Origin of the sequence: Streptomyces anthophorae, assembly GCF_049310305.1 — a bacterium.
Taxonomy (GTDB): domain Bacteria; phylum Actinomycetota; class Actinomycetes; order Streptomycetales; family Streptomycetaceae; genus Streptomyces.
In genome coordinates this window covers 3,874,495-3,898,785 of sequence record NZ_JBLWQQ010000001.1, presented here as the reverse complement: position 1 = coordinate 3,898,785, position 24,291 = coordinate 3,874,495, and the positions used below count along the sequence as shown (strand labels likewise).

Below are 24,291 nucleotides of genomic sequence, written 5' to 3'. Positions count from 1 at the left end.
CCCTTTCGCGTAACCTTCCACAGAAGCCAAAGACCGCTGGTCGTTGCCGTCCGCTCGCAAGAGAGTTCGGTGGCCGAAGGATCCGCTGAAACTGCGGACGACCCGCGCAGGTGACCGTGGAAGTGCTCCTGGAACCCCTCGGGGATCCGGTTGAGCTCACGCCCCGTGCGCCTGCGCCGGGGCGTTTCGTTTTTACCAGCCTCCTTGCGAGCGGTCCTCATCACCCGGAAGGAGGCTGACGCTCTATGCCGACGCCCGACAAGGCTGCCGCCGTAGCCGAGCTCACGGACAAGTTCCGCAGCTCGAGCGCCGCCGTGCTGACCGAGTACCGGGGTCTCACCGTGGCCCAGCTCAAGCAGCTGCGCCGTTCGCTCGGTGAGAACTCCGAGTACGCCGTGGTGAAGAACACGCTGACCAAGATCGCGGCCAACGAGGCCGGGATCAACACGCTCGACGACCTGTTCAACGGTCCGACGGCGGTTGCCTTCGTCACCGGTGACCCGGTGGAGTCGGCGAAGGGTCTTCGTGACTTCGCCAAGGACAACCCGAACCTCGTCATCAAGGGCGGTGTCCTTGACGGCAAGGCGCTGTCCGCCGACGAGATCAAGAAGCTTGCGGACCTCGAGTCCCGCGAGGTTCTGCTGTCCAAGCTGGCCGGTGCCTTCAAGGCGAAGCAGTCGCAGGCTGCCTCCGTCTTCAACGCGCTGCCGACGAAGCTCGTCCGCACCGTGGACGCGCTCCGTGCCAAGCAGGACGAGCAGGGCGGTGCCGAGTAACTCGGCTCGCTTTTTGATCCCGGCCGTCTGAGACGACGGCAGGGATCGCAGCGGGCCGCACGTCTACGACGTAATGCCGACAGGCATACGCCCGCCTCACCCAGTACATCCGGCACCTGCCGATTTAGTGGAAGGACCGCCATCATGGCGAAGCTCACCCAGGACGAGCTGCTTGCGCAGTTCGAGGAGATGACCCTCATCGAGCTCTCCGAGTTCGTGAAGGCCTTCGAGGACAAGTTCGACGTCGAGGCTGCCGCTGCCGCCCCGGTCGTCGTCGCCGGTGGTGCCGCTGGTGGCGCCGCCGCCGAGGCCGCCGAGGAGCAGGACGAGTTCGACGTCATCCTCACCGGCGCCGGTGACAAGAAGATCCAGGTCATCAAGGTCGTGCGCGAGCTGACCTCCCTGGGCCTCAAGGAGGCCAAGGACCTCGTCGACGGCACCCCGAAGCCGGTCCTCGAGAAGGTCGCCAAGGACGCTGCCGAGAAGGCCAAGGAGCAGCTCGAGGGCGCCGGCGCGGCCGTCGAGGTCAAGTAAGACCTCTTCGACTCCGTCGAGTCTCCTGAAGGCGAAACTGCTCCCCCGGGAGCTGTAACGCCGAGGTACCGAAGGGCGATCACCCAGTTGGGTGGTCGCCCTTCGGCGTTGTCCGGATCGCAGGCCGAGGGTGCCTTGCACTGTCGGACGTGCAGAGTATGGTGATCTTCGTTGTGCCTGGCGCCACCCCTGTTCGGCCAAGAGGGGGCCTTGACGAACAGCACGCAGCGCGCAATTCTCAGGACGCGTCGTCACAACGATCCGGATCCGAGGCATGGATCGACGGCGAAGAGGGCAGTAAGGATGTGCGCTAGCTCAGCGCACAGGGAACGCCGCAGACGGTGAATGGTTGAAGACAACGAGGGTCTCAAAAAACCCGCACTGGACATCAGTGAGCCTTCTGGCTACACTGTCCCTTTGCGCTGCCTGTTAGCTGCTCCCTGCCCGTCACCAGGGGCATGCCCTCGCCTCAGCACCGTGGACTAAATCGGCTCTGACCTGGCCATATGCCAGATCAGGGGCTCTGTCCCGTTGTATGGCTTGGGACCGGTACGCGCGTAGTGAGTCCGAGCCCTCGGAAGGACCCCCTCTTGGCCGCCTCGCGCAACGCCTCGACCGCGAATACGAACAACGGCGCAAGCACCGCCCCGCTGCGCATCTCCTTTGCAAAGATCAAGGAGCCTCTCGAGGTTCCGAACCTGCTCGCGCTGCAGACCGAGAGCTTTGACTGGCTGCTCGGCAACACCGCTTGGCAGAGTCGGGTCGAGGAGGCTCTGGAGTCGGGTCACGACGTCCCCACGAAGTCCGGTCTGGAGGAGATCTTCGAGGAGATCTCCCCGATCGAGGACTTCTCCGGGTCGATGTCCCTGACTTTCCGCGACCACCGCTTCGAACCGCCGAAGAACTCCATCGACGAGTGCAAGGAGCGCGACTTCACGTACGCGGCTCCGCTCTTCGTCACCGCCGAATTCACCAACAACGAGACCGGCGAGATCAAGTCCCAGACGGTCTTCATGGGCGACTTCCCGCTCATGACCAACAAGGGCACCTTCGTCATCAACGGCACCGAGCGTGTCGTTGTCTCCCAGCTGGTCCGCTCGCCGGGTGTCTACTTCGACTCCTCCATCGACAAGACGTCCGACAAGGACATCTTCTCCGCCAAGATCATCCCGTCCCGGGGTGCCTGGCTGGAGATGGAGATCGACAAGCGCGACATGGTCGGTGTGCGCATCGACCGCAAGCGCAAGCAGTCCGTCACCGTTCTCCTGAAGGCTCTCGGTTGGACCACCGAGCAGATCCTCGAGGAGTTCGGCGAGTACGAGTCCATGCGCGCCACCCTGGAGAAGGACCACACCCAGGGCCAGGACGACGCGCTGCTCGACATCTACCGCAAGCTGCGTCCGGGCGAGCCGCCCACGCGCGAGGCCGCGCAGACGCTGCTCGAGAACCTCTACTTCAACCCGAAGCGCTACGACCTCGCGAAGGTCGGCCGCTACAAGGTGAACAAGAAGCTCGGTGCCGAGGAGCCGCTGGACGCCGGCGTGCTCACGACCGACGACATCATCGCCTCCATCAAGTACCTCGTGAAGCTGCACGCGGGCGAGACGGAGACGGTGGGCGAGTCGGGCCGGGAGATCGTCGTCGAGACCGACGACATCGACCACTTCGGCAACCGTCGTATCCGTAACGTCGGCGAGCTCATCCAGAACCAGGTCCGTACGGGTCTCGCCCGTATGGAGCGCGTCGTGCGCGAGCGCATGACGACCCAGGACGTCGAGGCGATCACGCCGCAGACCCTGATCAACATCCGCCCCGTGGTGGCGTCGATCAAGGAGTTCTTCGGTACCTCGCAGCTGTCCCAGTTCATGGACCAGAACAACCCGCTGTCGGGGCTGACGCACAAGCGTCGTCTGAACGCCCTCGGCCCGGGTGGTCTGTCCCGTGAGCGGGCGGGCTTCGAGGTCCGAGACGTGCACCCCTCGCACTACGGCCGCATGTGCCCGATCGAGACCCCTGAAGGCCCGAACATCGGTCTGATCGGCTCGCTCGCCTCGTACGGCCGGATCAACCCCTTCGGCTTCATCGAGACGCCGTACCGCAAGGTGACCGGTGGCGTCGTCGGCGACGAGGTGGACTACCTCACCGCCGACGAGGAGGACCGCTTCGTCATCGCGCAGGCCAACGCGCCGCTGTCCGACGACATGCGTTTCGCCGAGGCCCGTGTCCTGGTCCGCCGTCGTGGCGGAGAGGTCGACTACGTCCCCGGTGACGACGTCGACTACATGGACGTCTCGCCGCGCCAGATGGTGTCGGTCGCGACCGCGATGATCCCGTTCCTCGAGCACGACGACGCCAACCGTGCCCTCATGGGCGCGAACATGATGCGTCAGGCCGTGCCGCTCATTAAGTCCGAGGCGCCGCTCGTCGGCACCGGCATGGAGTACCGCTGCGCCACCGACGCCGGCGACGTGCTCAAGGCCGACAAGGACGGTGTGGTCCAGGAGGTCTCCGCGGACTACATCACCACCGCCAACGACGACGGCACGTACAGCACGTACCGCCTGCACAAGTTCTCCCGCTCGAACCAGGGCACCTCTGTTAACCAGAAGGTCGTCGTGGACGAGGGCGCGCGGATCATCACCGGCCAGGTCCTGGCCGACGGTCCCGCGACCGAAGAGGGCGAGATGGCCCTCGGCAAGAACCTGCTCGTGGCGTTCATGCCGTGGGAGGGTCACAACTACGAGGACGCGATCATCCTGTCGCAGCGCCTCGTGCAGGACGACGTCCTCTCCTCGATCCACATCGAGGAGCACGAGGTCGACGCCCGTGACACCAAGCTCGGCCCGGAGGAGATCACCCGGGACATCCCGAACGTCTCCGAGGAGGTCCTCGCCGACCTCGACGAGCGCGGCATCATCCGTATCGGTGCCGAGGTCGTCGCCGGCGACATCCTGGTCGGCAAGGTCACGCCCAAGGGTGAGACCGAGCTGACGCCGGAGGAGCGCCTGCTCCGCGCGATCTTCGGTGAGAAGGCGCGCGAGGTGCGCGACACCTCGCTGAAGGTGCCGCACGGTGAGATCGGCAAGGTCATCGGCGTCCGCGTCTTCGACCGCGAAGAGGGCGACGAGCTGCCGCCGGGCGTGAACCAGCTGGTTCGTGTCTACGTGGCGCAGAAGCGCAAGATCACCGATGGTGACAAGCTCGCCGGCCGTCACGGCAACAAGGGCGTCATCTCGAAGATCAACCCGATCGAGGACATGCCGTTCCTGGAGGACGGCACCCCGGTCGACATCATCCTCAACCCGCTGGGTGTGCCGTCCCGAATGAACCCGGGACAGGTCCTGGAGATCCACCTCGGCTGGCTCGCCAGCCAGGGCTGGGACGTCTCCGGCCTGACCGAGCAGTGGGCCCAGAGCCTGCAGGCGATCGGTGCCGACCAGGTCGAGCCGCGGACGAACCTCGCGACGCCGGTCTTCGACGGTGCGCGTGAGGACGAGCTCGCGGGTCTGCTCGAGAACGCCCGCCCGAACCGCGACGGCGACCGCATGGTCCTCCCGTCCGGCAAGGCGCGGCTGTTCGACGGCCGCTCCGGCGAGCCGTTCCCGGACCCGATCTCGGTCGGGTACATGTACATCCTCAAGCTGCACCACCTGGTCGACGACAAGCTCCACGCCCGTTCGACCGGCCCGTACTCGATGATCACCCAGCAGCCGCTGGGTGGTAAGGCTCAGTTCGGTGGTCAGCGCTTCGGTGAGATGGAGGTGTGGGCGCTCGAGGCATACGGCGCCGCCTACGCCCTCCAGGAGCTGCTGACGATCAAGTCCGACGACGTCACCGGCCGCGTGAAGGTCTACGAGGCCATCGTCAAGGGCGAGAACATCCCCGAGCCCGGCATTCCCGAGTCCTTCAAGGTGCTCATCAAGGAAATGCAGTCCCTGTGCCTCAACGTGGAGGTGCTGTCCTCGGACGGCATGTCCATCGAGATGCGCGACACCGACGAGGACGTCTTCCGCGCAGCGGAGGAGCTCGGCATCGACCTGTCCCGGCGCGAGCCGAGCAGCGTCGAAGAGGTCTGACGGGAGTCGTCGGCCGGGGGCCCTCTCCTCACCGAGAGGCCCCTGGCCGGCACCCCTCGACCCCCGTTTCAGACCACAGACTTACAACCCTGAGAGGGATTGACGCATAGTGCTCGACGTCAACTTCTTCGATGAGCTCCGGATCGGTCTGGCCACCGCTGACGACATCCGTCAGTGGAGCCACGGCGAGGTCAAGAAGCCCGAGACCATCAACTACCGCACCCTCAAGCCCGAAAAGGACGGACTCTTCTGCGAGAAGATCTTCGGTCCGACCCGGGACTGGGAGTGCTACTGCGGCAAGTACAAGCGTGTCCGCTTCAAGGGCATCATCTGCGAGCGCTGTGGCGTGGAGGTCACGCGCGCCAAGGTGCGCCGTGAGCGGATGGGCCACATCGAGCTGGCCGCTCCCGTCACCCACATCTGGTACTTCAAGGGCGTCCCGTCGCGTCTGGGCTACCTGCTCGACCTCGCCCCGAAGGACCTCGAGAAGGTCATCTACTTCGCGGCGTACATGATCACGTTCGTCGACGAGGAGCGTCGTACCCGCGACCTGCCCTCCCTCGAGGCGCACGTCCAGGTCGAGCGTCAGCAGATCGAGAACCGTCGCGACTCGGACCTCGAGGCCCGCGCCAAGAAGCTCGAGACCGACCTGGCCGAGCTCGAGGCCGAGGGTGCCAAGGCCGACGTGCGCCGCAAGGTGCGCGAGGGTGCCGAGCGCGAGATGAAGCAGCTGCGCGACCGTGCGCAGCGCGAGATCGACCGTCTGGACGAGGTCTGGTCGCGCTTCAAGAACCTCAAGGTCCAGGACCTCGAGGGCGACGAGCTGCTCTACCGCGAGCTCCGTGACCGCTTCGGCACGTACTTCGACGGTTCGATGGGTGCCGCGGCGCTTCAGAAGCGCCTCGAGACCTTCGACCTCGAGGAGGAGGCCGAGCGTCTCCGCGAGATCATCCGTACCGGCAAGGGCCAGAAGAAGACCCGTGCGCTCAAGCGCCTCAAGGTCGTCTCCGCGTTCCTGCAGACCAGCAACAGCCCCAAGGGCATGGTGCTCGACTGCGTGCCGGTCATCCCGCCGGACCTGCGTCCGATGGTGCAGCTGGACGGTGGCCGCTTCGCGACCTCCGACCTGAACGACCTGTACCGCCGCGTCATCAACCGCAACAACCGCCTGAAGCGCCTTCTCGACCTCGGTGCGCCCGAGATCATCGTGAACAACGAGAAGCGCATGCTCCAGGAGGCCGTGGACGCCCTCTTCGACAACGGTCGTCGTGGTCGCCCGGTCACCGGTCCCGGCAACCGCCCGCTGAAGTCCCTGAGCGACATGCTCAAGGGCAAGCAGGGTCGTTTCCGTCAGAACCTTCTCGGTAAGCGTGTGGACTACTCCGCGCGTTCCGTGATCGTCGTCGGTCCGCAGCTGAAGCTGCACCAGTGCGGTCTGCCGAAGGCCATGGCACTGGAGCTCTTCAAGCCGTTCGTGATGAAGCGTCTGGTCGACCTGAACCACGCGCAGAACATCAAGAGCGCCAAGCGCATGGTGGAGCGCGGCCGCACGGTCGTGTACGACGTCCTCGAAGAGGTCATCGCCGAGCACCCGGTTCTGCTGAACCGTGCTCCCACCCTGCACCGCCTCGGCATCCAGGCCTTCGAGCCGCAGCTGGTCGAGGGCAAGGCCATCCAGATCCACCCGCTCGTCTGCACCGCGTTCAACGCGGACTTCGACGGTGACCAGATGGCCGTGCACCTGCCGCTCTCCGCGGAGGCGCAGGCCGAGGCCCGCATCCTGATGCTGTCCTCGAACAACATCCTCAAGCCCGCCGACGGCCGTCCGGTGACGATGCCGACCCAGGACATGGTCCTCGGTCTGTTCTTCCTCACCACCGACGGTGAGCTCCGTGACACCAAGGGCGAGGGCCGCGCGTTCGGCTCCACGGCCGAGGCGACCATGGCGTTCGACGCCGGCGAGCTGGCTCTCCAGTCGGCCGTCGACATCCGCTTCCCGGTGGGCACCATGCCGCCGCGCGGCTGGACCCCGCCGCCCGTCGAGGAGGGTGAGCCCGAGTACCAGCCGGGTGACAGCTTCCGGCTGCGGACGACCCTGGGCCGCGCGCTCTTCAACGAGCTGCTGCCCGAGGACTACCCGTTCGTCGACTACTCGGTCGGCAAGAAGCAGCTCGGCGAGATCGTCAACGACCTCGCGGAGCGCTACCCCAAGGTCATCGTGGCGGCGACGCTCGACAACCTGAAGGCGGCCGGCTTCTACTGGGGCACCCGCTCCGGCGTCACCGTGGCCATCTCCGACGTCGTCGTTCCCGAGGCGAAGAAGGAAATCGTCGCGGGCTACGAGGCGCAGGACGAGAAGGTCCAGAAGCAGTACGAGCGCGGTCTCATCACGAAGGAAGAGCGCACTCAGGAGCTCATCGCGATCTGGACCAAGGCGACCAACGAGGTCTCCGAGGCGATGAACGCGAACTTCCCGAAGACCAACCCCATCTTCATGATGGTTGACTCGGGTGCCCGAGGAAACATGATGCAGATGCGTCAGATCGCGGGTATGCGTGGTCTGGTGTCGAACGCCAAGAACGAGACGATCCCGCGCCCGATTAAGGCCTCCTTCCGTGAGGGCCTGTCGGTGCTGGAGTACTTCATCTCGACTCACGGTGCTCGTAAGGGTCTGGCGGACACCGCCCTGCGTACCGCCGACTCGGGTTACCTGACCCGTCGTCTGGTGGACGTCTCGCAGGACGTCATCATTCGCGAGGAGGACTGCGGCACCGACCGTGGCCTCAAGCTCCAGATCGCGGAGCGCGGCGCCGACGGCGTGCTGCGCAAGACCGAGGACGTCGAGACCAGCGTCTACGCCCGCATGCTCGCCGAGGACATCGTCGTCGACGGCAAGGTCATCGCGCCGGCCAACGTCGACCTGGGTGACGTGCTCATCGACGCCCTCGTCGCCCACGGCGTCGAGATCGTCAAGACCCGCTCGGTGCTCACCTGTGAGTCCGCGGTCGGCACCTGTGCCTTCTGCTACGGCCGCTCGCTGGCCACCGGCAAGCTGGTCGACATCGGTGAGGCGGTCGGCATCATCGCCGCCCAGTCCATCGGTGAGCCCGGTACCCAGCTGACGATGCGTACCTTCCACACCGGTGGTGTGGCCGGTGACGACATCACCCAGGGTCTGCCCCGTGTCGTCGAGCTCTTCGAGGCTCGTACGCCGAAGGGTGTCGCCCCGATCTCCGAGGCCGCGGGCCGTGTCCGCATCGAGGAGACCGAGAAGACCAAGAAGCTCGTCGTCACCCCGGACGACGGCAGCGACGAGACGGCGTTCCCGATCTCGAAGCGTGCCCGTCTCCTGGTGGGCGAGGGCGACCACGTCGAGGTCGGCCAGAAGCTGACCGTGGGTGCCACCAACCCGCACGACGTGCTGCGCATCCTCGGCCAGCGTGCGGTTCAGGTGCACCTGGTCGGCGAGGTCCAGAAGGTCTACAACTCGCAGGGTGTGTCGATCCACGACAAGCACATCGAGATCATCATCCGGCAGATGCTGCGCCGCGTGACGATCATCGAGTCGGGCGACGCCGAGCTGCTGCCCGGCGAGCTGGTCGAGCGCTCGAAGTTCGAGGGCGAGAACCGTCGTGTGGTCACCGAGGGCGGTCACCCCGCCTCCGGCCGTCCGCAGCTGATGGGTATCACCAAGGCCTCGCTGGCGACGGAGTCCTGGCTGTCGGCCGCCTCCTTCCAGGAGACGACCCGAGTCCTGACGGATGCGGCGATCAACGCCAAGTCCGACAGCCTCATCGGCCTCAAGGAGAACGTCATCATCGGTAAGCTCATCCCGGCCGGTACGGGTCTGTCCCGCTACCGCAACATCCGGGTGGAGCCCACCGAGGAGGCCAAGGCCGCGATGTACTCGGCCGTCGGCTACGACGACATCGACTACTCGCCGTTCGGCACCGGCTCCGGCCAGGCCGTTCCGCTGGAGGACTACGACTACGGTCCGTACAACCAGTAAGCGAGCAGCTGCTTGAAACCGCAGGGCGGTCACCCCGGGACACCGGGGTGGCCGCCCTGCGGCGTATTGACGCATGATGGACGCCACAACATGTCCGGGTCCCGGGGGAGTGGTCTCGTGTCGAATCCGTCGTGGCAGCCGGTCCCGTGGCCGGGCCAGCAGGGTCATCAGCCGTCGATGCTGGCCGCGCATGCGGACCGGGAGCGCGCCGTCGATGTGCTGCGCGCGGGCTTCGCCGAGGGGCGGCTCCAGCAGGCCGAGTACGAGCGCCGGATCGAGCGGGCCTATCAGGCGCGCACGGTGGGGGAGCTGACCATGCTGGTCGCCGACCTGCCGCAGGGGCCAGCGCCGCAGCAGCAGATGATGATGGGCGTGCCGCGGACGTTCCTGCCGCCCCCGCCGCCGGCCACCAACGGCAAGGCGATCGGGGCCCTGGTGTGCGGTGTGGGCACGATTTTCAGCGGCGGGGTGTCCAGCATCCCCGCGGTGATCCTGGGCCACATGGCGCGCAAGGAGATCCGTGAGCGGGGCGAGACGGGCGACGGCATGGCGGTGGCCGGGCTGGTGCTCGGGTGGCTGTTCGTGGCCTTCTGGAGCCTGATCATCGTGTTGGCCGTGGTGTCGGCGACCGGCAGGTAGGAGCCGTCGCGCCCGGCGTGTCCTGGCTCCGGGGTATTTGTTTTGACCACAGCGTATGAGATAGGTACGCTCAGACCTTGTGCCTGGGGTGTGCCTGGGCTCGTGTGCGTGTCATCAGCCGCACGGCGAGTCCGATCAGGGCCACCGCAATCTGCCGTTTTCCCGCCCTCGGTGGGGGTCTGCAGTATTCGACACACCCGACCGCGTGGGTCGGGAAACGTTCCAGGTTAGCTTTACTACTCGGCACACAGAAACCGGAGAAGTAGTGCCTACGATCCAGCAGCTGGTCCGGAAGGGCCGGCAGGACAAGGTCGAGAAGAACAAGACGCCCGCGCTTGAGGGTTCGCCCCAGCGCCGTGGCGTCTGCACGCGTGTGTTCACGACCACCCCGAAGAAGCCGAACTCGGCCCTCCGTAAGGTCGCGCGTGTGCGTCTGACCAGCGGCATCGAGGTCACGGCCTACATTCCGGGTGAGGGACACAACCTGCAGGAGCACTCCATCGTGCTCGTGCGCGGCGGCCGTGTGAAGGACCTGCCCGGTGTTCGTTACAAGATCATCCGCGGTTCGCTCGACACCCAGGGTGTCAAGAACCGCAAGCAGGCCCGCAGCCGCTACGGCGCCAAGAAGGAGAAGTAAGAATGCCTCGTAAGGGCCCCGCCCCGAAGCGCCCGGTCATCATCGACCCGGTCTACGGTTCTCCTCTGGTGACCTCCCTCATCAACAAGGTGCTGCTGAACGGCAAGCGCTCCACCGCCGAGCGCATCGTGTACGGCGCCATGGAGGGCCTGCGCGAGAAGACCAGCAACGACCCGGTCATCACCCTGAAGCGCGCGCTTGAGAACATCAAGCCGACCCTTGAGGTCAAGTCCCGCCGTGTCGGTGGCGCGACCTACCAGGTGCCGATCGAGGTCAAGCCCGGTCGTGCCAACACCCTCGCGCTCCGCTGGCTCGTCGGCTACTCCCGCGCCCGTCGCGAGAAGACGATGACCGAGCGTCTGACGAACGAGCTGCTCGACGCCTCGAACGGCCTCGGTGCTGCCGTCAAGAAGCGTGAGGACACGCACAAGATGGCCGAGTCCAACAAGGCCTTCGCGCACTACCGCTGGTAGTCGCAACCCACATCGAGACCGAGAGAAGACTGAAGCCTTATGGCTACCACTTCACTTGACCTGGCCAAGGTCCGAAACATCGGCATCATGGCCCACATCGACGCGGGCAAGACGACCACCACTGAGCGGATCCTGTTCTACACCGGCGTCTCGTACAAGATCGGTGAGGTCCACGACGGCGCTGCCACGATGGACTGGATGGAGCAGGAGCAGGAGCGTGGCATCACGATCACGTCTGCTGCCACCACTTGCCACTGGCCGCTCGAGGACAACGACTACACGATCAACATCATCGACACCCCTGGGCACGTCGACTTCACCGTTGAGGTGGAGCGCTCCCTGCGTGTGCTCGATGGTGCCGTGACCGTGTTCGACGGTGTCGCCGGTGTCGAGCCGCAGTCCGAGACGGTGTGGCGTCAGGCCGACCGTTACGGCGTGCCCCGCATCTGCTTCGTCAACAAGCTGGACCGTACCGGCGCCGAGTTCCACCGCTGCGTGGACATGATCTCGGACCGCCTGGGCGCCCAGCCGCTCGTCATGCAGCTCCCCATCGGGGCCGAGGCCGACTTCCAGGGTGTCGTCGACCTCGTCACGATGAAGGCGTACGTCTGGTCGGCCGAGGCCGCCAAGGGCGAGGCCTACGACACCGTCGAGATCCCCGACACGCACAAGGAGGCTGCGGACGAGTACCGCGGCAAGCTCCTTGAGGCCGTCGCGGAGAACGACGAGGACATGATGGAGCTGTACCTGGAGGGCACCGAGCCCACCGTGGAGCAGCTGTACGCCGCGATCCGTCGCATCACCATCGCGTCCGGCAAGTCCGCCGACACCACGGTCACCCCGGTGTTCTGCGGTACCGCGTTCAAGAACAAGGGCGTCCAGCCCCTGCTCGACGCGGTCGTGCGCTACCTCCCGACCCCCCTTGACGTCGACTCCATCGAGGGTCACGACGTGAAGGACCCGGAGAAGGTCGTCGCGCGCAAGCCGTCCGAGGACGAGCCGCTCGCGGCCCTCGCGTTCAAGATCGCGAGCGACCCGCACCTGGGCAAGCTCACCTTCATCCGGGTTTACTCGGGTCGCCTGGAGGCCGGCACCGCGGTGCTGAACTCCGTCAAGGGCAAGAAGGAGCGCATCGGCAAGATCTACCGCATGCACGCGAACAAGCGTGAGGAGATCGCGTCGGTGGGCGCCGGTGACATCGTCGCCGTCATGGGCCTGAAGCAGACCACCACCGGTGAGACGCTGTCCGACGACAAGAACCCGGTCATCCTGGAGTCCATGGACTTCCCGGCGCCGGTCATTCAGGTCGCCATCGAGCCCAAGTCCAAGGGTGACCAGGAGAAGCTGGGTGTCGCCATCCAGCGTCTCGCGGAGGAGGACCCCTCCTTCCAGGTTCACTCGGACGAGGAGACCGGCCAGACCATCATCGGTGGTATGGGCGAGCTCCACCTCGACGTCCTCGTCGACCGCATGCGCCGCGAGTTCAAGGTCGAGGCCAACGTCGGCAAGCCGCAGGTCGCGTACCGCGAGACCATCCGCAAGTCGGTCGAGCGTGTCGACTTCACGCACAAGAAGCAGACCGGTGGTACCGGCCAGTTCGCGAAGGTGCAGATCGCGATCGAGCCGATCGAGGGCGGCGACGCCTCGTACGAGTTCGTGAACAAGGTCACCGGTGGTCGTATCCCGAAGGAGTACATCCCTTCGGTCGACGCCGGCTGCCAGGAGGCCATGCAGTTCGGCATCCTCGCCGGTTACGAGATGACCGGTGTCCGCATCACGCTGCTCGACGGTGCCTTCCACGAGGTCGACTCCTCCGAGCTCGCCTTCAAGATCGCCGGTTCGCAGGCGTTCAAGGAGGGTGCGCGCAAGGCTGGTCCCGTGCTCCTCGAGCCGATGATGGCCGTCGAGGTCACCACGCCCGAGGACTACATGGGCGAGGTCATCGGTGACATCAACTCCCGTCGTGGCCAGGTTCAGGCCATGGAGGAGCGGATGGGCGCCCGCCTCGTCAAGGGCCTGGTCCCGCTCTCGGAGATGTTCGGCTACGTCGGAGACCTCCGCAGCAAGACGTCGGGTCGCGCGAGCTACTCGATGCAGTTCGACTCCTACGCCGAGGTTCCGCGGAACGTCGCCGAGGAGATCATCGCGAAGGCCAAGGGCGAGTAACTCACTCGAGTTCACGCTTTAGGCTTGACTCCGGAGCTCTTGGGGCATTTCCCGGCAACGACCGTGAAATGCCCCGGGGCCCCGGCTATCCAGCAAAGATCACCTGGCGCCGATGAAGCAAGGCGTACAGAACCACTCCACAGGAGGACCCAGTGGCGAAGGCGAAGTTCGAGCGGACTAAGCCGCACGTCAACATCGGCACCATCGGTCACATTGACCACGGTAAGACGACCCTCACGGCCGCCATTACCAAGGTGCTGCACGACGCGTACCCCGACCTGAACGAGGCCTCGGCCTTCGACCAGATCGACAAGGCTCCTGAGGAGCGCCAGCGCGGTATCACGATCTCCATCGCGCACGTCGAGTACCAGACCGAGGCGCGTCACTACGCCCACGTCGACTGCCCGGGTCACGCGGACTACATCAAGAACATGATCACGGGTGCCGCGCAGATGGACGGCGCCATCCTCGTGGTCGCCGCCACCGACGGCCCGATGCCGCAGACCAAGGAGCACGTGCTCCTGGCCCGCCAGGTCGGCGTTCCGTACATCGTCGTCGCCCTGAACAAGGCCGACATGGTGGACGACGAGGAGATCCTGGAGCTCGTCGAGCTCGAGGTCCGTGAGCTCCTCTCCGAGTACGAGTTCCCGGGCGACGACGTTCCGGTCGTCAAGGTCTCGGCGCTCAAGGCGCTCGAGGGCGACAAGGAGTGGGGCGACTCGGTCCTCAAGCTCATGCACGCCGTGGACGAGGCCATCCCGGCCCCGGAGCGCGACGTCGACAAGCCGTTCCTGATGCCGATCGAGGACGTCTTCACGATCACCGGTCGTGGCACGGTCGTCACCGGTCGTATCGAGCGTGGTGTCCTCAAGGTCAACGAGACCGTCGACATCATCGGCATCAAGACCGAGAAGACCACCACCACGGTCACCGGCATCGAGATGTTCCGCAAGCTGCTCGACGAGGGCCAGGCCGGTGAGAACGTCGGTCTGCTCCTCCGTGGCATCAAGCGCGAGGACGTCGAGCGCGGCCAGGTCATCATCAAGCCCGGTTCGGTCACGCCGCACACCGAGTTCGAGGCCCAGGCCTACATCCTGTCCAAGGACGAGGGTGGCCGCCACACGCCGTTCTTCAACAACTACCGTCCGCAGTTCTACTTCCGTACGACGGACGTGACGGGCGTTGTGACCCTCCCCGAGGGCACCGAGATGGTCATGCCGGGCGACAACACCGAGATGTCCGTCTCGCTGATCCAGCCCGTGGCCATGGAAGAGGGCCTGAAGTTCGCCATCCGTGAGGGTGGCCGGACCGTGGGCGCCGGCCAGGTCACCAAGATCAACAAGTAAGTCTCACTTACCTGTTGGGCTTGATGCCTGGTAGCTCCTTGAGCACCTGAGAGGGCCCGTACGACTTCGGTCGTACGGGCCCTTTCTGCTGTCTGCCGTCCTGCCGCCGGTTACGCGCGGGCCTGCGTCGGCCGCCACAGCCACGGGCGGGCGTCGGGGGAGAGGCCGGCCGCCGCGGGGCCGCGGGAGGTCAGGGCCAGGGCGGGTCCGTCCAGGGTGACCGGCGCCGTGCTCGGGCGGGTGGTGCGGCCCGCGTGGTGGAGCTGGATCCGGCCGCTCGTGTCGCGGCCGAGGAGGTGCGGGCCGGCCGCGGCCACCGGCCCGTACCCGGGGAAGTCGACGCGCGGGCCGCCGGTGGACAGCAGCTCGGCGGAGGCCGGCGGGCGGTAGAAGAGCCGGCCGCCGGACGCGGCGACGGCGTCGGCGGGTGCGGGCAGCCCCGGCAGCGGCGCGGGTCCGTCGGGGGTCCAGTGGTGCACGGTGTCGCGTCCGGGGGCGTAGACGTGCACCCGCCCGTCGTGGACGACCGCCGTGAGCCCGTCCTGGACCGGGCCGCCGCCGAGGTCGCGCCACGGGGACCAGGCCCCGGACCGGTCCCGCACCCGGGTGCTGACGCCGTACCCCGCATTGCGTACGAAGAGGTGGACACGGCCGTCCGGAGCGGCGACCGCCACCGGGACGCCGATGCGGCGGCCGCGGTCGGGATCGCTCTCCGGGTTGCCGAGGCCCTTCCACGCCTGCCGCTCCAGGGCCACGATCTCGCGCACGTCGGCGCCGTGCTCGACGGACGCGAGGCGCAGGCCGATGACGAGGTGGCGGCCGTCGGGGAGCGCGAGCGCCGTGAGCGACGGGGCGAGGGGGCCGCCGCCCAGGTCGGCCGGGTCCCCGAACTCCCCGTCCCTCTCGGTGTACCGGACGGCGCGCAGGCCGAGCACCCCGTACGCGGTGAGCCGTCCGCCGGCGGCCGGGACGAGGGCGAGCCGGGGCCCGGGATACCGGTAGTGGGTGGCGCGGACCCAGCCCTTGCGGTTGGTGAGGGGGCGGTCGCCGCCGACGTTGTAGTCGCCGCAGCCCGACGGGTTGCCGCAGTTCCAGTCCGGGGCGGCGCCGTACGGGACGAGCTGGGCGGCCTTCTCCTTCAGGACCCGCGGCGGCAGGTTCTTCGGCCAGTGGTTGTTGTAGTAGCCGCGGAAGGCGGTGGCGGCGAACGCGGGCGGCCCGCCCCTGGCCCGCTGCGACCAGCGGATCAGCGCGGCCCAGCTGAAGCAGGCGACGGCCGTGTGGTCGGCGTGGTCCGAGTACCCCGGCTGCTCGCTGTCGCGGACCCGTGTGAGCCGGTCGCTGTGCTGGATGTCGGGGTCCGGGTCGAGGGTGTGCACGAGGGTGGGCCGGTACCGCTCGAAGAGCGCGACGAGCACGTCGACCAGGGACTCGCGGTCGTACGTCTGGACGGCGCGCAGCGGGGAGCCCACGGGGACGAGGGTGCGCAGCAGCAGGCCCGGTTCGCGCCAGAGAGCGGGGACGCCCATGTGGCCCTCGGGGGTGTGCATGCCGAGGTTCAGGTGCACCAACTCGACGCTGCGGCCGCGGTGTTGGAGCGAGTCGACCTCGACCTGGAAGCCGCCGGGCAGCTGGACGGCGCTCGTGGTCCAGCGGGTGAAGACGGGCAGGCCGAGCTGGGCCGCGTAGGACTGGCGCAGGCCCTGGTGGCGGGCGGAGGAGTAGGCGGCCTTGTCGGGGGCGGGGGACCGGTCGGCCGGAGTCTTGTTGCGGCCGTCGGCCTCGCCCGCGGTGACGTACACGCACACGACCGGGGTGCCCGCGTCGAGGACGTGCCGGGTGTCCGGGTTCATGAAGTACAGGTCGTCGTCGGGGTGGGCGAGGACCTGGAGCAGCAGGGCGCGTTCGGCCTGTGCGGCGGCGCGGCCGGTGGCGGGGGAGGGGACGGTGGTGCGCGGCGGCGGGTCGGTGCGGGAGCAGCCGGAGAGGGCTCCCGCGGCGGCGAGCGCGGCGCCGCCGACGAGGGCGCTCCGGCGGGCGGGGCCGCGTCCAACGGGTGTGCGGGGACGGGGTGTTGCGGGTCTTTCGCGCACAGTGGCGTGCACTCCGTTCGCTGCCGAGGCAGCGTTCGGGAGTGGTGGCGCTCGCCTCTGTTCAGGTGGTTCACCTCAACAGAGGGGCAACGGGATGCGCGGGTTCCGGTGACCTCGGTCTCTGTACCGGGCCTTTGCCGAGCGCTCCCGCGGGCGCCTCGCCGTCGGCCCCCGTGGCGCCGACGGCGAGGCGTGTCCTCAGGCCGCGGTCATGCGCGCTGCCAGAGGGCGGGTACGTTCGGGGGCTCCCAGCCGGACTGGGCCTGGTGGGTCTGGAGGCAGCGGTAGGTGGCTCCGCCGTAGGTCACCGTGGCGCCGGCCTGGTAGACGGTGCCCGCGGCCCAGGTGCCGCCGGGGTCGCCCGGGTCTCCGGGGTCGCCCGGATCGCCGCCGCCCGTGGTCTTCAGCGTCAGGCCGTAGTTCTGAAGCAGCGGGTTGATGGGCTGGAAGAACGTGGTGCCGCCGCTGGTGCAGTTGCCCGAGCCGCCCGAGGTGACGCCCTGGGCCTGGCTGCCGGAGATGAACGAGCCGCCGGAGTCGCCCGGTTCGGCGCACACCGAGGTGCGGGTCACGCCCGAGATCGTGCCCTCGGGGTAGGTGACGCTGGTGTTGAGCTGCTGGACCGTGCCGCAGTGCCAGCCGGTCGTGGAGCCCGAGCGGCACACGGAGGAGCCGACCGGCGCCTGGGTGGAACCGGCGACCTGGACGCTGGAGCCGTTGACGTACGGGGTCGCGGTCCAGGACGAGTTGGCGGCCACCCACGCCATGTCGTTGCCCGGGAAGGTCGACGCCTGGAAGGTGCCCTGGGCGACCCGGTTCGACCCCGTGGTGCTGCTGCCCGCCCGCCCGCAGTGCCCGGCCGTGGCGAAGCCCTGCGTGGTGCCGCGGGTGACGGGGAAGCCGATCGAGCAGCGGCTGGAGTTGTTGATGTAGTACGCGTCGCCGCCGCGCAGGTCGTACAGCGGCCGCGGCCGCTGCTTCGACGCGACGACCCGTACGAGGCCGGAGTCCAGCCCCGCCGCCCTCAGCAGCGTGGCCGCGGCGGGGCGCCGACTCGCCTCCACCACAAGGGAGTTGGAGGCCACGTCGACGTACCAGACCGGTGTCTTCGTGGTGTCGTGGCGCTTCGCGGCCCGGTCGAGGCGGGCCTTCGCGGAGTCGAGCGCCGTCAGGGTGTGTGCCACGACGGTGGCGCGGGCGCCCGCCGCCTCGATGCGGGGGACGTCGGCCGCGTCGGTCGTCGCCACGGTCAGCCGCTCGGACTCGGCGCCGCGCACCCAGGCGCCCGCGAAGTCCCGGCCGAGCGCGAGCCGCAGCTTTCCGGCGGTGGCGCCCGCGTCGGCCTCGTTGGCCAGGCGTGCGCGGGCCTGCGCGCGGTCGAGGCCGAGGTCCCGCTGCATGGCGTTCAGCAGGGTGGTCGGGGCCTGGTCGCCGCGGAGGGTCTCGGCGGCCCGGGGCGTGGGCGCGGCCGTCGCGGAACTGCCGAGCCCCGCGACGATCAGCGCGGCCGACGTCGTCAGGGCCGCGCACACGGCCCTGGTGCGTCTGTGGAGCATGGCGTCTCCTCGGTTTCGGTCGTGTCGGTGGGAAGGTGCCGAAACCGTAGGAGGCGGGGCCGGGCCGCATAAGACGTCATCCGACCCCGGGGGCCCGCGTTATGGAAGCTCCGCGGCGGTGCGGGCGGCGTCCGCGTGCGCGGCCCGTGCCTGTGCGAACAGGAGCGCGGCGGTGTCCGGGTGCTGGGCGCCGGGGTGCAGCCCCAGCAGATGCCGCCACAGCAGCGGGGACCCGGCGAGCGGGCGCACCGTGATGCCGGGCGTCGGCGGGAACGTGGCCCGGCACAGGCCCACCGCCCGGCCGACCCGCACCAGGTGCGCGCAGGACGCGGTGTCCGTCTCGTACATGCGGCGCGGGGCGAAGCCGGCGCGGGCGCACGCCGCCGTGAAGCAGTCCGCGAAACAGCCGTCGCCCGGCACACAGGCCCAGGCCTCGCCGGCGAGCGCGGCCAGGTCGACCTCGCCGCGGTGCGCCGCCGGATGCCCGTCGGGCAGCATCACGCAGACCGGGTCCAGGGCGATCTCCCGCCACTCCAGGTGGGGCGGACCGGGCGGGGGAGCGGCGCCACAGGTGCCGAGCAGGGCGAAGTCGAGCAGGCCCTGGTCCACGTGGTCCGCGAGCTCCTGCTCGGACCAGGAGGCGCGGGTCGTCACGGCGGTGTCCGGCAGCTCCTCGGCGAGCCGGTCGACCAGGGCGCCGAGCAGCGGCCCGTGCGTGCCGCCGATCCGCAGCCGCTCACGGGCCCGCCGGGCGTGGGCGAACCGGGTCGCCTCCTGCTGGAGCCCGGACACCGCGGGGAGCACGAGCCGGGCCCGCTCCAGGACCAGCTCACCGAGGGCGGTGGCCCGCACCCCGTGCCGCCCTCGCTCGAACAGTTCTCCGCCGAGTGTTCGTTCGATGCGTCGGAGCTGGGCGCTCAGTGCGGGCTGCGCGAGCCCCAGCGCCGTCGCCGCCCTGGTGAGGCTGCCCGCATCGGAGATCGCCCGGACCGTCCTGAGATGCCGCAACTCCAGCTCCATGAAGGGAGCTTGAGGCGTGCGGGCAACGGGAGCAAGGGGCTGGTGCAGACCAATGCGGGGCGTACGGTGAGGGGCGGCGGCAGTGCGACACGGACACCCCTGGTTTGACCTTCGTCACTGAGGGGGTACTCTCTTCGGCTCGATTGGCCCCCGACGTGCCCTGTGTGGCAGACTGTCGGGGTTGCTCGGTTGAGTGCCGATGCTGCGCGCCTCCCGCCGGGAGGACCGGAAGCGAGTCCCACAGTACTCGTCGGCTGTATCTATCCCTCGGGGTAGCAATCGGCCGGACGTACGGGAATCTTTCGGGAAGCGTCAGCGCGGTTCCTTGGCCAGGCGCTCGGTGGGTTTCTTCCCCCGTGTACATGCGGTCTTGGCCGCAGACCCCTTAGCAGGGACATCCATGCGGATATTTCTGTCAGCGGGACTGCGACACGCCCGACCGCGTGGGGCGGAGGAAGTGTGAAACAGGGCCCCCGAGTTCCAGAGCGTTACGAGAGACAGGACTACTAAGTAGCCATGGCGGGACAGAAGATCCGCATCCGGCTCAAGGCCTACGACCACGAGGTCATCGACTCCTCGGCGAAGAAGATCGTCGAGACGGTGACCCGCACTGGTGCGTCGGTCGCGGGCCCGGTGCCGCTGCCTACCGAGAAGAACGTGTACTGCGTCATCAAGTCGCCGCACAAGTACAAGGACTCTCGCGAGCACTTCGAGATGCGCACGCACAAGCGCCTCATCGACATCCTTGACCCGACCCCGAAGACCGTTGACTCCCTGATGCGACTCGACCTCCCGGCCGGTGTCGACATCGAGATCAAGCTCTAAGGGCCGGTGATCTGAAGATGACTAAGCAGATCAAGGGCATCCTGGGCGAGAAGCTCGGCATGACGCAGGTGTGGGACGAGAACAACCGTGTTGTTCCGGTCACCGTCGTCAAGGCCGGTCCGAACGTGATCACCCAGGTTCGCACCAACGACGTTGACGGCTACGACTCCGTCCAGCTCGCCTTCGGCGAGATCGACCCGCGCAAGGTGAACAAGCCCCTCAAGGGCCACTTCGCCAAGGCCGATGTCACCCCCCGTCGCCACCTCGTCGAGATTCGTACGCCGGACGCGTCCGAGTACACCCTCGGCCAGGAGATCACCGCTGAGGTGTTCGACGGCGGCGTCAAGGTCGACGTGACCGGCCAGAGCAAGGGCAAGGGCTTCGCCGGTGGCATGAAGCGGCACAACTTCAAGGGCGGCAAGGCCTCCCACGGTGCCCACCGCATCCACCGCAAGCCGGGCTCCATTGGCGGCTGCGCCACCCCCGGCCGTGTGTTCAAGGGCACCCGCATGGCGGGCCGCATGGGCAACGAGCGGGTCACCACCCAGAACCTGACCGTCCACGCCGTTGACGCGGAGAAGGGTCTGCTGCTCATCAAGGGCGCGGTTCCTGGTCCGAACGGCGGCCTCGTCCTGGTCCGTACCGCGACCAAGGGGGCCTGAGGTAACCGATGAGCACTGTTGACATCCTTTCGCCGGCAGGCGACAAGACCGGGACCGTCGAGCTCCCCGCGGAGATCTTCGACGTAGAGAAGATCAGCGTTCCGCTGCTTCACCAGGTCGTCGTCGCTCAGCTGGCCGCTGCCCGTCAGGGCACGCACAAGACCAAGCGCCGCGGCGAAGTCCGCGGTGGTGGCAAGAAGCCCTACCGCCAGAAGGGCACCGGCCGCGCGCGCCAGGGTTCGACCCGTGCGCCGCAGTTCGCCGGCGGTGGCGTTGTCCACGGCCCCGTGCCGCGTGACTACTCGCAGCGGACCCCGAAGAAGATGAAGGCTGCCGCGCTGCGTCACGCCCTCACCGACCGGGCCCGCAACGCTCGTATCCACGTCGTTTCCGGCGTGGTCGAGGGCGAGGTCTCCACGAAGGCCGCGAAGACGCTGTTCGGCAAGGTCTCGGAGCGCAAGAACCTGCTCCTGGTCGTCGACCGCGCCGACGAGGCCGCGTGGCTCTCCGCCCGCAACCTGCCCCAGGTCCACATCCTGGAGCCGGGCCAGCTGAACACGTACGACGTTCTCGTCTCGGACGACGTGGTCTTCACCAAGGCCGCTTTCGAGTCCTTCGTGTCTGGCCCCAAGGCCGCTGACACCGAAGGGAGCGAGGCCTGATGGCTACGCGTCACCCGAGCATTGCCCCCAAGGCCGCGAAGGCCGCGAAGGCCGCGCGCGTCGCCAAGGCGAAGCGCATCGCGACCGAGGGCAAGATCGCCGTTGAGCCCACGCCGCTGAGCAAGTCCTTCTCGGACCCGCGCGACGTCCTCGTCAAGCCGGTCGTGTCCGAGAAGTCGTACGCGCTTCTCGACGAGGGCAAGTACACGTTCGTCGTGGCCCCCGGCGCCAACAAGACCCAGATCAAGCAGGCCGTCGAGGCGGTCTTCTCGGTCAAGGTCACCGGCGTCAACACGATCAACCGTCAGGGCAAGCGGAAGCGTACGCGCACCGGGTTCGGCAAGCGTGCCGACACCAAGCGCGCCATCGTGACCCTCGCTGAGGGCGACCGTATCGACATCTTCGGCCAGGCCTCCTAACGGAGACCCTGGTCCGAATATCGGACGAGGACTGAGAAATGGGAATCCGCAAGTACAAGCCGACTACGCCGGGCCGTCGTGGCTCCAGCGTCGCCGACTTCGTCGAGGTAACGCGGTCCACGCCGGAGAAGTCGCTGGTCCGCCCGCTGCACAGCAAGGGCGGCCGTAACAACGCCGGTCGGATCACCGTTCGCCACCAGGGTGGCGGACACAAGCGCGCCTTCCGAGTGATCGACTTCCGTCGTCACGACAAGGACGGCGTGCCGGCGAAGGTCGCTCACATCGAGTACGACCCGAACCGCACTGCGCGCATCGCGCTCCTGCACTACGCGGACGGCGAGAAGCGCTACATCCTGGCCCCGCGCGGTCTCGCGCAGGGCGCCAAGGTGGAGAACGGCCCCGCTGCCGACATCAAGCCCGGTAACAACCTGGCGCTCCGCAACATCCCGGTCGGTACCACGATCCACGCGATCGAGCTCCGTCCCGGTGGTGGCGCCAAGTTCGCCCGCTCCGCGGGTGCCTCCGTGCAGCTGCTCGCGAAGGAGGGCTCGATGGCCCACCTTCGTATGCCCTCCGGCGAGATCCGCCTGGTCGACGTGCGCTGCCGCGCCACCGTCGGCGAGGTCGGCAACGCCGAGCAGAGCAACATCAACTGGGGCAAGGCCGGCCGCATGCGCTGGAAGGGCGTCCGCCCGACCGTGCGTGGTGTCGTCATGAACCCGGTTGACCACCCGCACGGTGGTGGTGAAGGCAAGACCTCCGGTGGTCGCCACCCGGTCTCGCCGTGGGGCCAGAAGGAGGGTCGTACTCGTGATCGCAACAAGGCGAGCAACAAGTACATCGTCCGCCGCCGCAAGTCGAACAAGAAGCGCTAGGAGCGGGTTTAGATGCCGCGCAGTCTCAAGAAGGGACCCTTCGTCGACGGCCACCTCGTGAAGAAGGTGGACGCACAGAACGAAGCCGGTTCCAAGAACGTCATCAAGACCTGGTCCCGCCGCTCGATGATCATTCCCAGCATGCTGGGTCACACGATCGCGGTGCACAACGGCAAGACCCACATCCCGGTGTTCGTCACCGAGTCGATGGTCGGCCACAAGCTCGGCGAGTTCTCGCCGACGCGCACCTTCCGGGGTCACGTCAAGGACGACCGGAAGTCGAAGCGCCGCTAAGGCGGGGTGGAATCGACTATGACTAACACCGAAGGGACAACCATGGAAGCCAGGGCCCAGGCGCGGTACATCCGCGTCACGCCCATGAAGGCCCGCCGCGTGGTGGACCTCATCCGTGGCATGGATGCCACGGAGGCTCAGGCGGTCCTGCGATTCGCCCCGCAGGCCGCAAGCCAGCCGGTGGGCAAGGTGCTCGACAGCGCCATCGCCAACGCCGCGCACAACTACGACCACCCTGACGCGTCTTCGCTGTTCATCAGCGAGGCGTACGTGGACGAGGGTCCGACCCTGAAGCGGTTCCGTCCGCGTGCTCAGGGCCGTGCCTACCGGATCCGTAAGCGGACCAGCCACATCACCGTGGTCGTCAGCAGCAAGGAAGGAACCCGGTAATGGGCCAGAAGGTAAACCCGCACGGGTTCCGGCTCGGTGTCACGACCGACTTCAAGTCGCGTTGGTACGCCGACAAGCTGTACAAGGACTACGTCAAGGAAGACGTCGCCATCCGTCGGATGATGACGTCCGGCATGGAGCGCGCCGGCATCTCGAAGGTTGAGATCGAGCGCACCCGTGACCGCGTGCGGGTGGACATCCACACCGCTCGTCCCGGCATCGTCATCGGCCGCCGTGGCGCCGAGGCCGACCGCATCCGCGGTGACCTCGAGAAGCTCACGGGCAAGCAGGTCCAGCTGAACATCCTCGAGGTCAAGAGCCCCGAGACGGACGCTCAGCTGGTTGCCCAGGCCGTTGCCGAGCAGCTGTCCTCCCGCGTCTCCTTCCGTCGCGCCATGCGTAAGAGCATGCAGGGCACGATGAAGGCCGGCGCCAAGGGCATCAAGATCCAGTGTGGCGGTCGTCTCGGCGGTGCCGAGATGTCCCGTTCGGAGTTCTACCGCGAGGGCCGTGTGCCCCTGCACACGCTCCGCGCCAACGTGGACTACGGCTTCTTCGAGGCCAAGACGACCTTCGGCCGCATCGGCGTGAAGGTCTGGATCTACAAGGGCGACGTCAAGAACATCGCCGAGGTTCGCGCCGAGAACGCCGCAGCCCGCGCCGGCAACCGTCCGGCCCGTGGCGGTAACGACCGCCCGGCCCGTGGTGGCCGTGGTGGCGAGCGTGGCGGTCGCGGTCGCAAGCCGCAGCAGCAGTCCGCGCCGGCTGCGGAGGCCCCCAAGGCCGACGCTCCCGCCGCAGCTGCCGCTCCGGCTGAGAGCACCGGAACGGAGGCCTGA

General features: G+C 67.7%; 20 protein-coding genes. 17 read left to right on the top strand and 3 right to left on the bottom strand.

Translation table 11 applies throughout. The features are described 5' to 3' along the window. Positions 1-245 precede the first annotated feature (245 nt). From rplJ to tuf, 9 genes are all read left to right on the top strand, one after another. Positions 246-776 (top strand): 50S ribosomal protein L10, encoded by a 531-nt coding sequence (rplJ, locus tag ACNYS0_RS17415; protein WP_385755858.1) that lies wholly within the window; start codon positions 246-248, stop codon positions 774-776. Positions 777-920: 144 nt separating this feature from the next. After that, a complete protein-coding gene (gene rplL, locus ACNYS0_RS17410; protein WP_385755860.1) occupies positions 921-1,310 on the top strand; it encodes a 50S ribosomal protein L7/L12 in 390 nt (129 codons plus the stop codon). A gap of 590 nt (positions 1,311-1,900) precedes the next feature. Beyond that, positions 1,901-5,386 (top strand): DNA-directed RNA polymerase subunit beta, encoded by a 3,486-nt coding sequence (rpoB, locus tag ACNYS0_RS17405; RefSeq protein ID WP_422474693.1) that lies wholly within the window; start codon positions 1,901-1,903, stop codon positions 5,384-5,386. A 109-nt stretch (positions 5,387-5,495) separates the two neighbouring features. Then, the gene (locus ACNYS0_RS17400) at positions 5,496-9,395 is read left to right on the top strand and encodes a DNA-directed RNA polymerase subunit beta' (protein WP_422474691.1); all 3,900 of its coding nucleotides are present in this window, start codon (positions 5,496-5,498) and stop codon (positions 9,393-9,395) included. Positions 9,396-9,512: 117 nt separating this feature from the next. Continuing rightward, positions 9,513-10,034 (top strand): DUF1707 and DUF4190 domain-containing protein, encoded by a 522-nt coding sequence (locus ACNYS0_RS17395; protein WP_422474689.1) that lies wholly within the window; start codon positions 9,513-9,515, stop codon positions 10,032-10,034. Positions 10,035-10,299: 265 nt separating this feature from the next. Continuing rightward, positions 10,300-10,671: a 30S ribosomal protein S12 gene (gene rpsL / locus ACNYS0_RS17390; protein ID WP_003948652.1), complete on the top strand. Its 372-nt coding sequence runs from the start codon at positions 10,300-10,302 to the stop codon at positions 10,669-10,671. 2 nt (positions 10,672-10,673) lie between these two features. Continuing rightward, positions 10,674-11,144 (top strand): 30S ribosomal protein S7, encoded by a 471-nt coding sequence (gene rpsG / locus ACNYS0_RS17385; protein ID WP_266713060.1) that lies wholly within the window; start codon positions 10,674-10,676, stop codon positions 11,142-11,144. 39 nt (positions 11,145-11,183) lie between these two features. After that, positions 11,184-13,310: an elongation factor G gene (gene fusA / locus ACNYS0_RS17380; RefSeq protein ID WP_422474687.1), complete on the top strand. Its 2,127-nt coding sequence runs from the start codon at positions 11,184-11,186 to the stop codon at positions 13,308-13,310. A 152-nt stretch (positions 13,311-13,462) separates the two neighbouring features. After that, the gene (gene tuf, locus ACNYS0_RS17375) at positions 13,463-14,656 is read left to right on the top strand and encodes an elongation factor Tu (protein WP_385755871.1); all 1,194 of its coding nucleotides are present in this window, start codon (positions 13,463-13,465) and stop codon (positions 14,654-14,656) included. 110 nt (positions 14,657-14,766) lie between these two features. Here the strand turns inward: tuf and ACNYS0_RS17370 are convergent, their stop codons facing one another. From ACNYS0_RS17370 to ACNYS0_RS17360, 3 genes are all read right to left on the bottom strand, one after another. Continuing rightward, entirely contained in the window at positions 14,767-16,749 is a 1,983-nt protein-coding gene (locus ACNYS0_RS17370; RefSeq protein WP_422474685.1) for a PIG-L family deacetylase, read from the bottom strand. A gap of 209 nt (positions 16,750-16,958) precedes the next feature. Next, complete coding sequence (locus ACNYS0_RS17365) at positions 16,959-18,305, bottom strand: trypsin-like serine protease (RefSeq protein ID WP_422474683.1); 1,347 nt, start codon at positions 18,303-18,305, stop codon at positions 16,959-16,961. A 99-nt stretch (positions 18,306-18,404) separates the two neighbouring features. Further along, the gene (locus ACNYS0_RS17360; protein WP_422474681.1) at positions 18,405-19,325 is read right to left on the bottom strand and encodes a LysR family transcriptional regulator; all 921 of its coding nucleotides are present in this window, start codon (positions 19,323-19,325) and stop codon (positions 18,405-18,407) included. A gap of 516 nt (positions 19,326-19,841) precedes the next feature. On the opposite strand from ACNYS0_RS17360, the gene rpsJ reads away from it, so the two are divergent. The 8 genes from rpsJ to rpsC are packed head-to-tail and all read left to right on the top strand — an operon-like array spanning position 19,842 to position 24,291. Beyond that, positions 19,842-20,150, top strand: a complete 309-nt coding sequence (rpsJ, locus tag ACNYS0_RS17355) for a 30S ribosomal protein S10 (protein WP_003948644.1) — start codon at positions 19,842-19,844, stop codon at positions 20,148-20,150. A gap of 17 nt (positions 20,151-20,167) precedes the next feature. Then, complete coding sequence (gene rplC, locus ACNYS0_RS17350; RefSeq protein ID WP_422408941.1) at positions 20,168-20,812, top strand: 50S ribosomal protein L3; 645 nt, start codon at positions 20,168-20,170, stop codon at positions 20,810-20,812. 8 nt (positions 20,813-20,820) lie between these two features. After that, a complete protein-coding gene (gene rplD / locus ACNYS0_RS17345; protein WP_385755881.1) occupies positions 20,821-21,474 on the top strand; it encodes a 50S ribosomal protein L4 in 654 nt (217 codons plus the stop codon). After that, complete coding sequence (rplW, locus tag ACNYS0_RS17340; protein WP_422474680.1) at positions 21,474-21,893, top strand: 50S ribosomal protein L23; 420 nt, start codon at positions 21,474-21,476, stop codon at positions 21,891-21,893. The genes rplD and rplW overlap by 1 nt, the downstream gene beginning before the upstream one ends. A gap of 38 nt (positions 21,894-21,931) precedes the next feature. Then, on the top strand, positions 21,932-22,768 hold the full coding sequence (gene rplB, locus ACNYS0_RS17335; RefSeq protein WP_266713074.1) for a 50S ribosomal protein L2: 837 nt from the start codon (positions 21,932-21,934) through the stop codon (positions 22,766-22,768). Positions 22,769-22,780: 12 nt separating this feature from the next. After that, positions 22,781-23,062, top strand: coding sequence for a 30S ribosomal protein S19 (rpsS, locus tag ACNYS0_RS17330; RefSeq protein WP_018528354.1), 282 nt, complete (start codon positions 22,781-22,783; stop codon positions 23,060-23,062). A 42-nt stretch (positions 23,063-23,104) separates the two neighbouring features. Then, positions 23,105-23,452: a 50S ribosomal protein L22 gene (gene rplV / locus ACNYS0_RS17325; protein WP_385755885.1), complete on the top strand. Its 348-nt coding sequence runs from the start codon at positions 23,105-23,107 to the stop codon at positions 23,450-23,452. Continuing rightward, a complete protein-coding gene (rpsC, locus tag ACNYS0_RS17320) occupies positions 23,452-24,291 on the top strand; it encodes a 30S ribosomal protein S3 (protein WP_055418365.1) in 840 nt (279 codons plus the stop codon). The genes rplV and rpsC overlap by 1 nt, the downstream gene beginning before the upstream one ends.

Bases quoted from the DNA above. Each gene is read 5' to 3' on its own strand.
- rpsS (WP_018528354.1), top strand. From the start codon at position 22,781: ATGCCGCGCAGTCTCAAGAAGGGACCCTTCGTCGACGGCCACCTCGTG.
- rplB (WP_266713074.1), top strand. From the start codon at position 21,932: ATGGGAATCCGCAAGTACAAGCCGACTACGCCGGGCCGTCGTGGCTCC.
- fusA (WP_422474687.1), top strand. From the start codon at position 11,184: ATGGCTACCACTTCACTTGACCTGGCCAAGGTCCGAAACATCGGCATC.
- rplJ (WP_385755858.1), top strand. From the start codon at position 246: ATGCCGACGCCCGACAAGGCTGCCGCCGTAGCCGAGCTCACGGACAAG.
- rplL (WP_385755860.1), top strand. From the start codon at position 921: ATGGCGAAGCTCACCCAGGACGAGCTGCTTGCGCAGTTCGAGGAGATG.
- ACNYS0_RS17360 (WP_422474681.1), bottom strand. From the start codon at position 19,325: ATGGAGCTGGAGTTGCGGCATCTCAGGACGGTCCGGGCGATCTCCGAT.
- rplW (WP_422474680.1), top strand. From the start codon at position 21,474: ATGGCTACGCGTCACCCGAGCATTGCCCCCAAGGCCGCGAAGGCCGCG.
- rplD (WP_385755881.1), top strand. From the start codon at position 20,821: ATGAGCACTGTTGACATCCTTTCGCCGGCAGGCGACAAGACCGGGACC.
- rpsC (WP_055418365.1), top strand. From the start codon at position 23,452: ATGGGCCAGAAGGTAAACCCGCACGGGTTCCGGCTCGGTGTCACGACC.
- rplC (WP_422408941.1), top strand. From the start codon at position 20,168: ATGACTAAGCAGATCAAGGGCATCCTGGGCGAGAAGCTCGGCATGACG.
- rpsG (WP_266713060.1), top strand. From the start codon at position 10,674: ATGCCTCGTAAGGGCCCCGCCCCGAAGCGCCCGGTCATCATCGACCCG.
- rpsJ (WP_003948644.1), top strand. From the start codon at position 19,842: ATGGCGGGACAGAAGATCCGCATCCGGCTCAAGGCCTACGACCACGAG.
- rplV (WP_385755885.1), top strand. From the start codon at position 23,105: ATGGAAGCCAGGGCCCAGGCGCGGTACATCCGCGTCACGCCCATGAAG.
- ACNYS0_RS17365 (WP_422474683.1), bottom strand. From the start codon at position 18,305: ATGCTCCACAGACGCACCAGGGCCGTGTGCGCGGCCCTGACGACGTCG.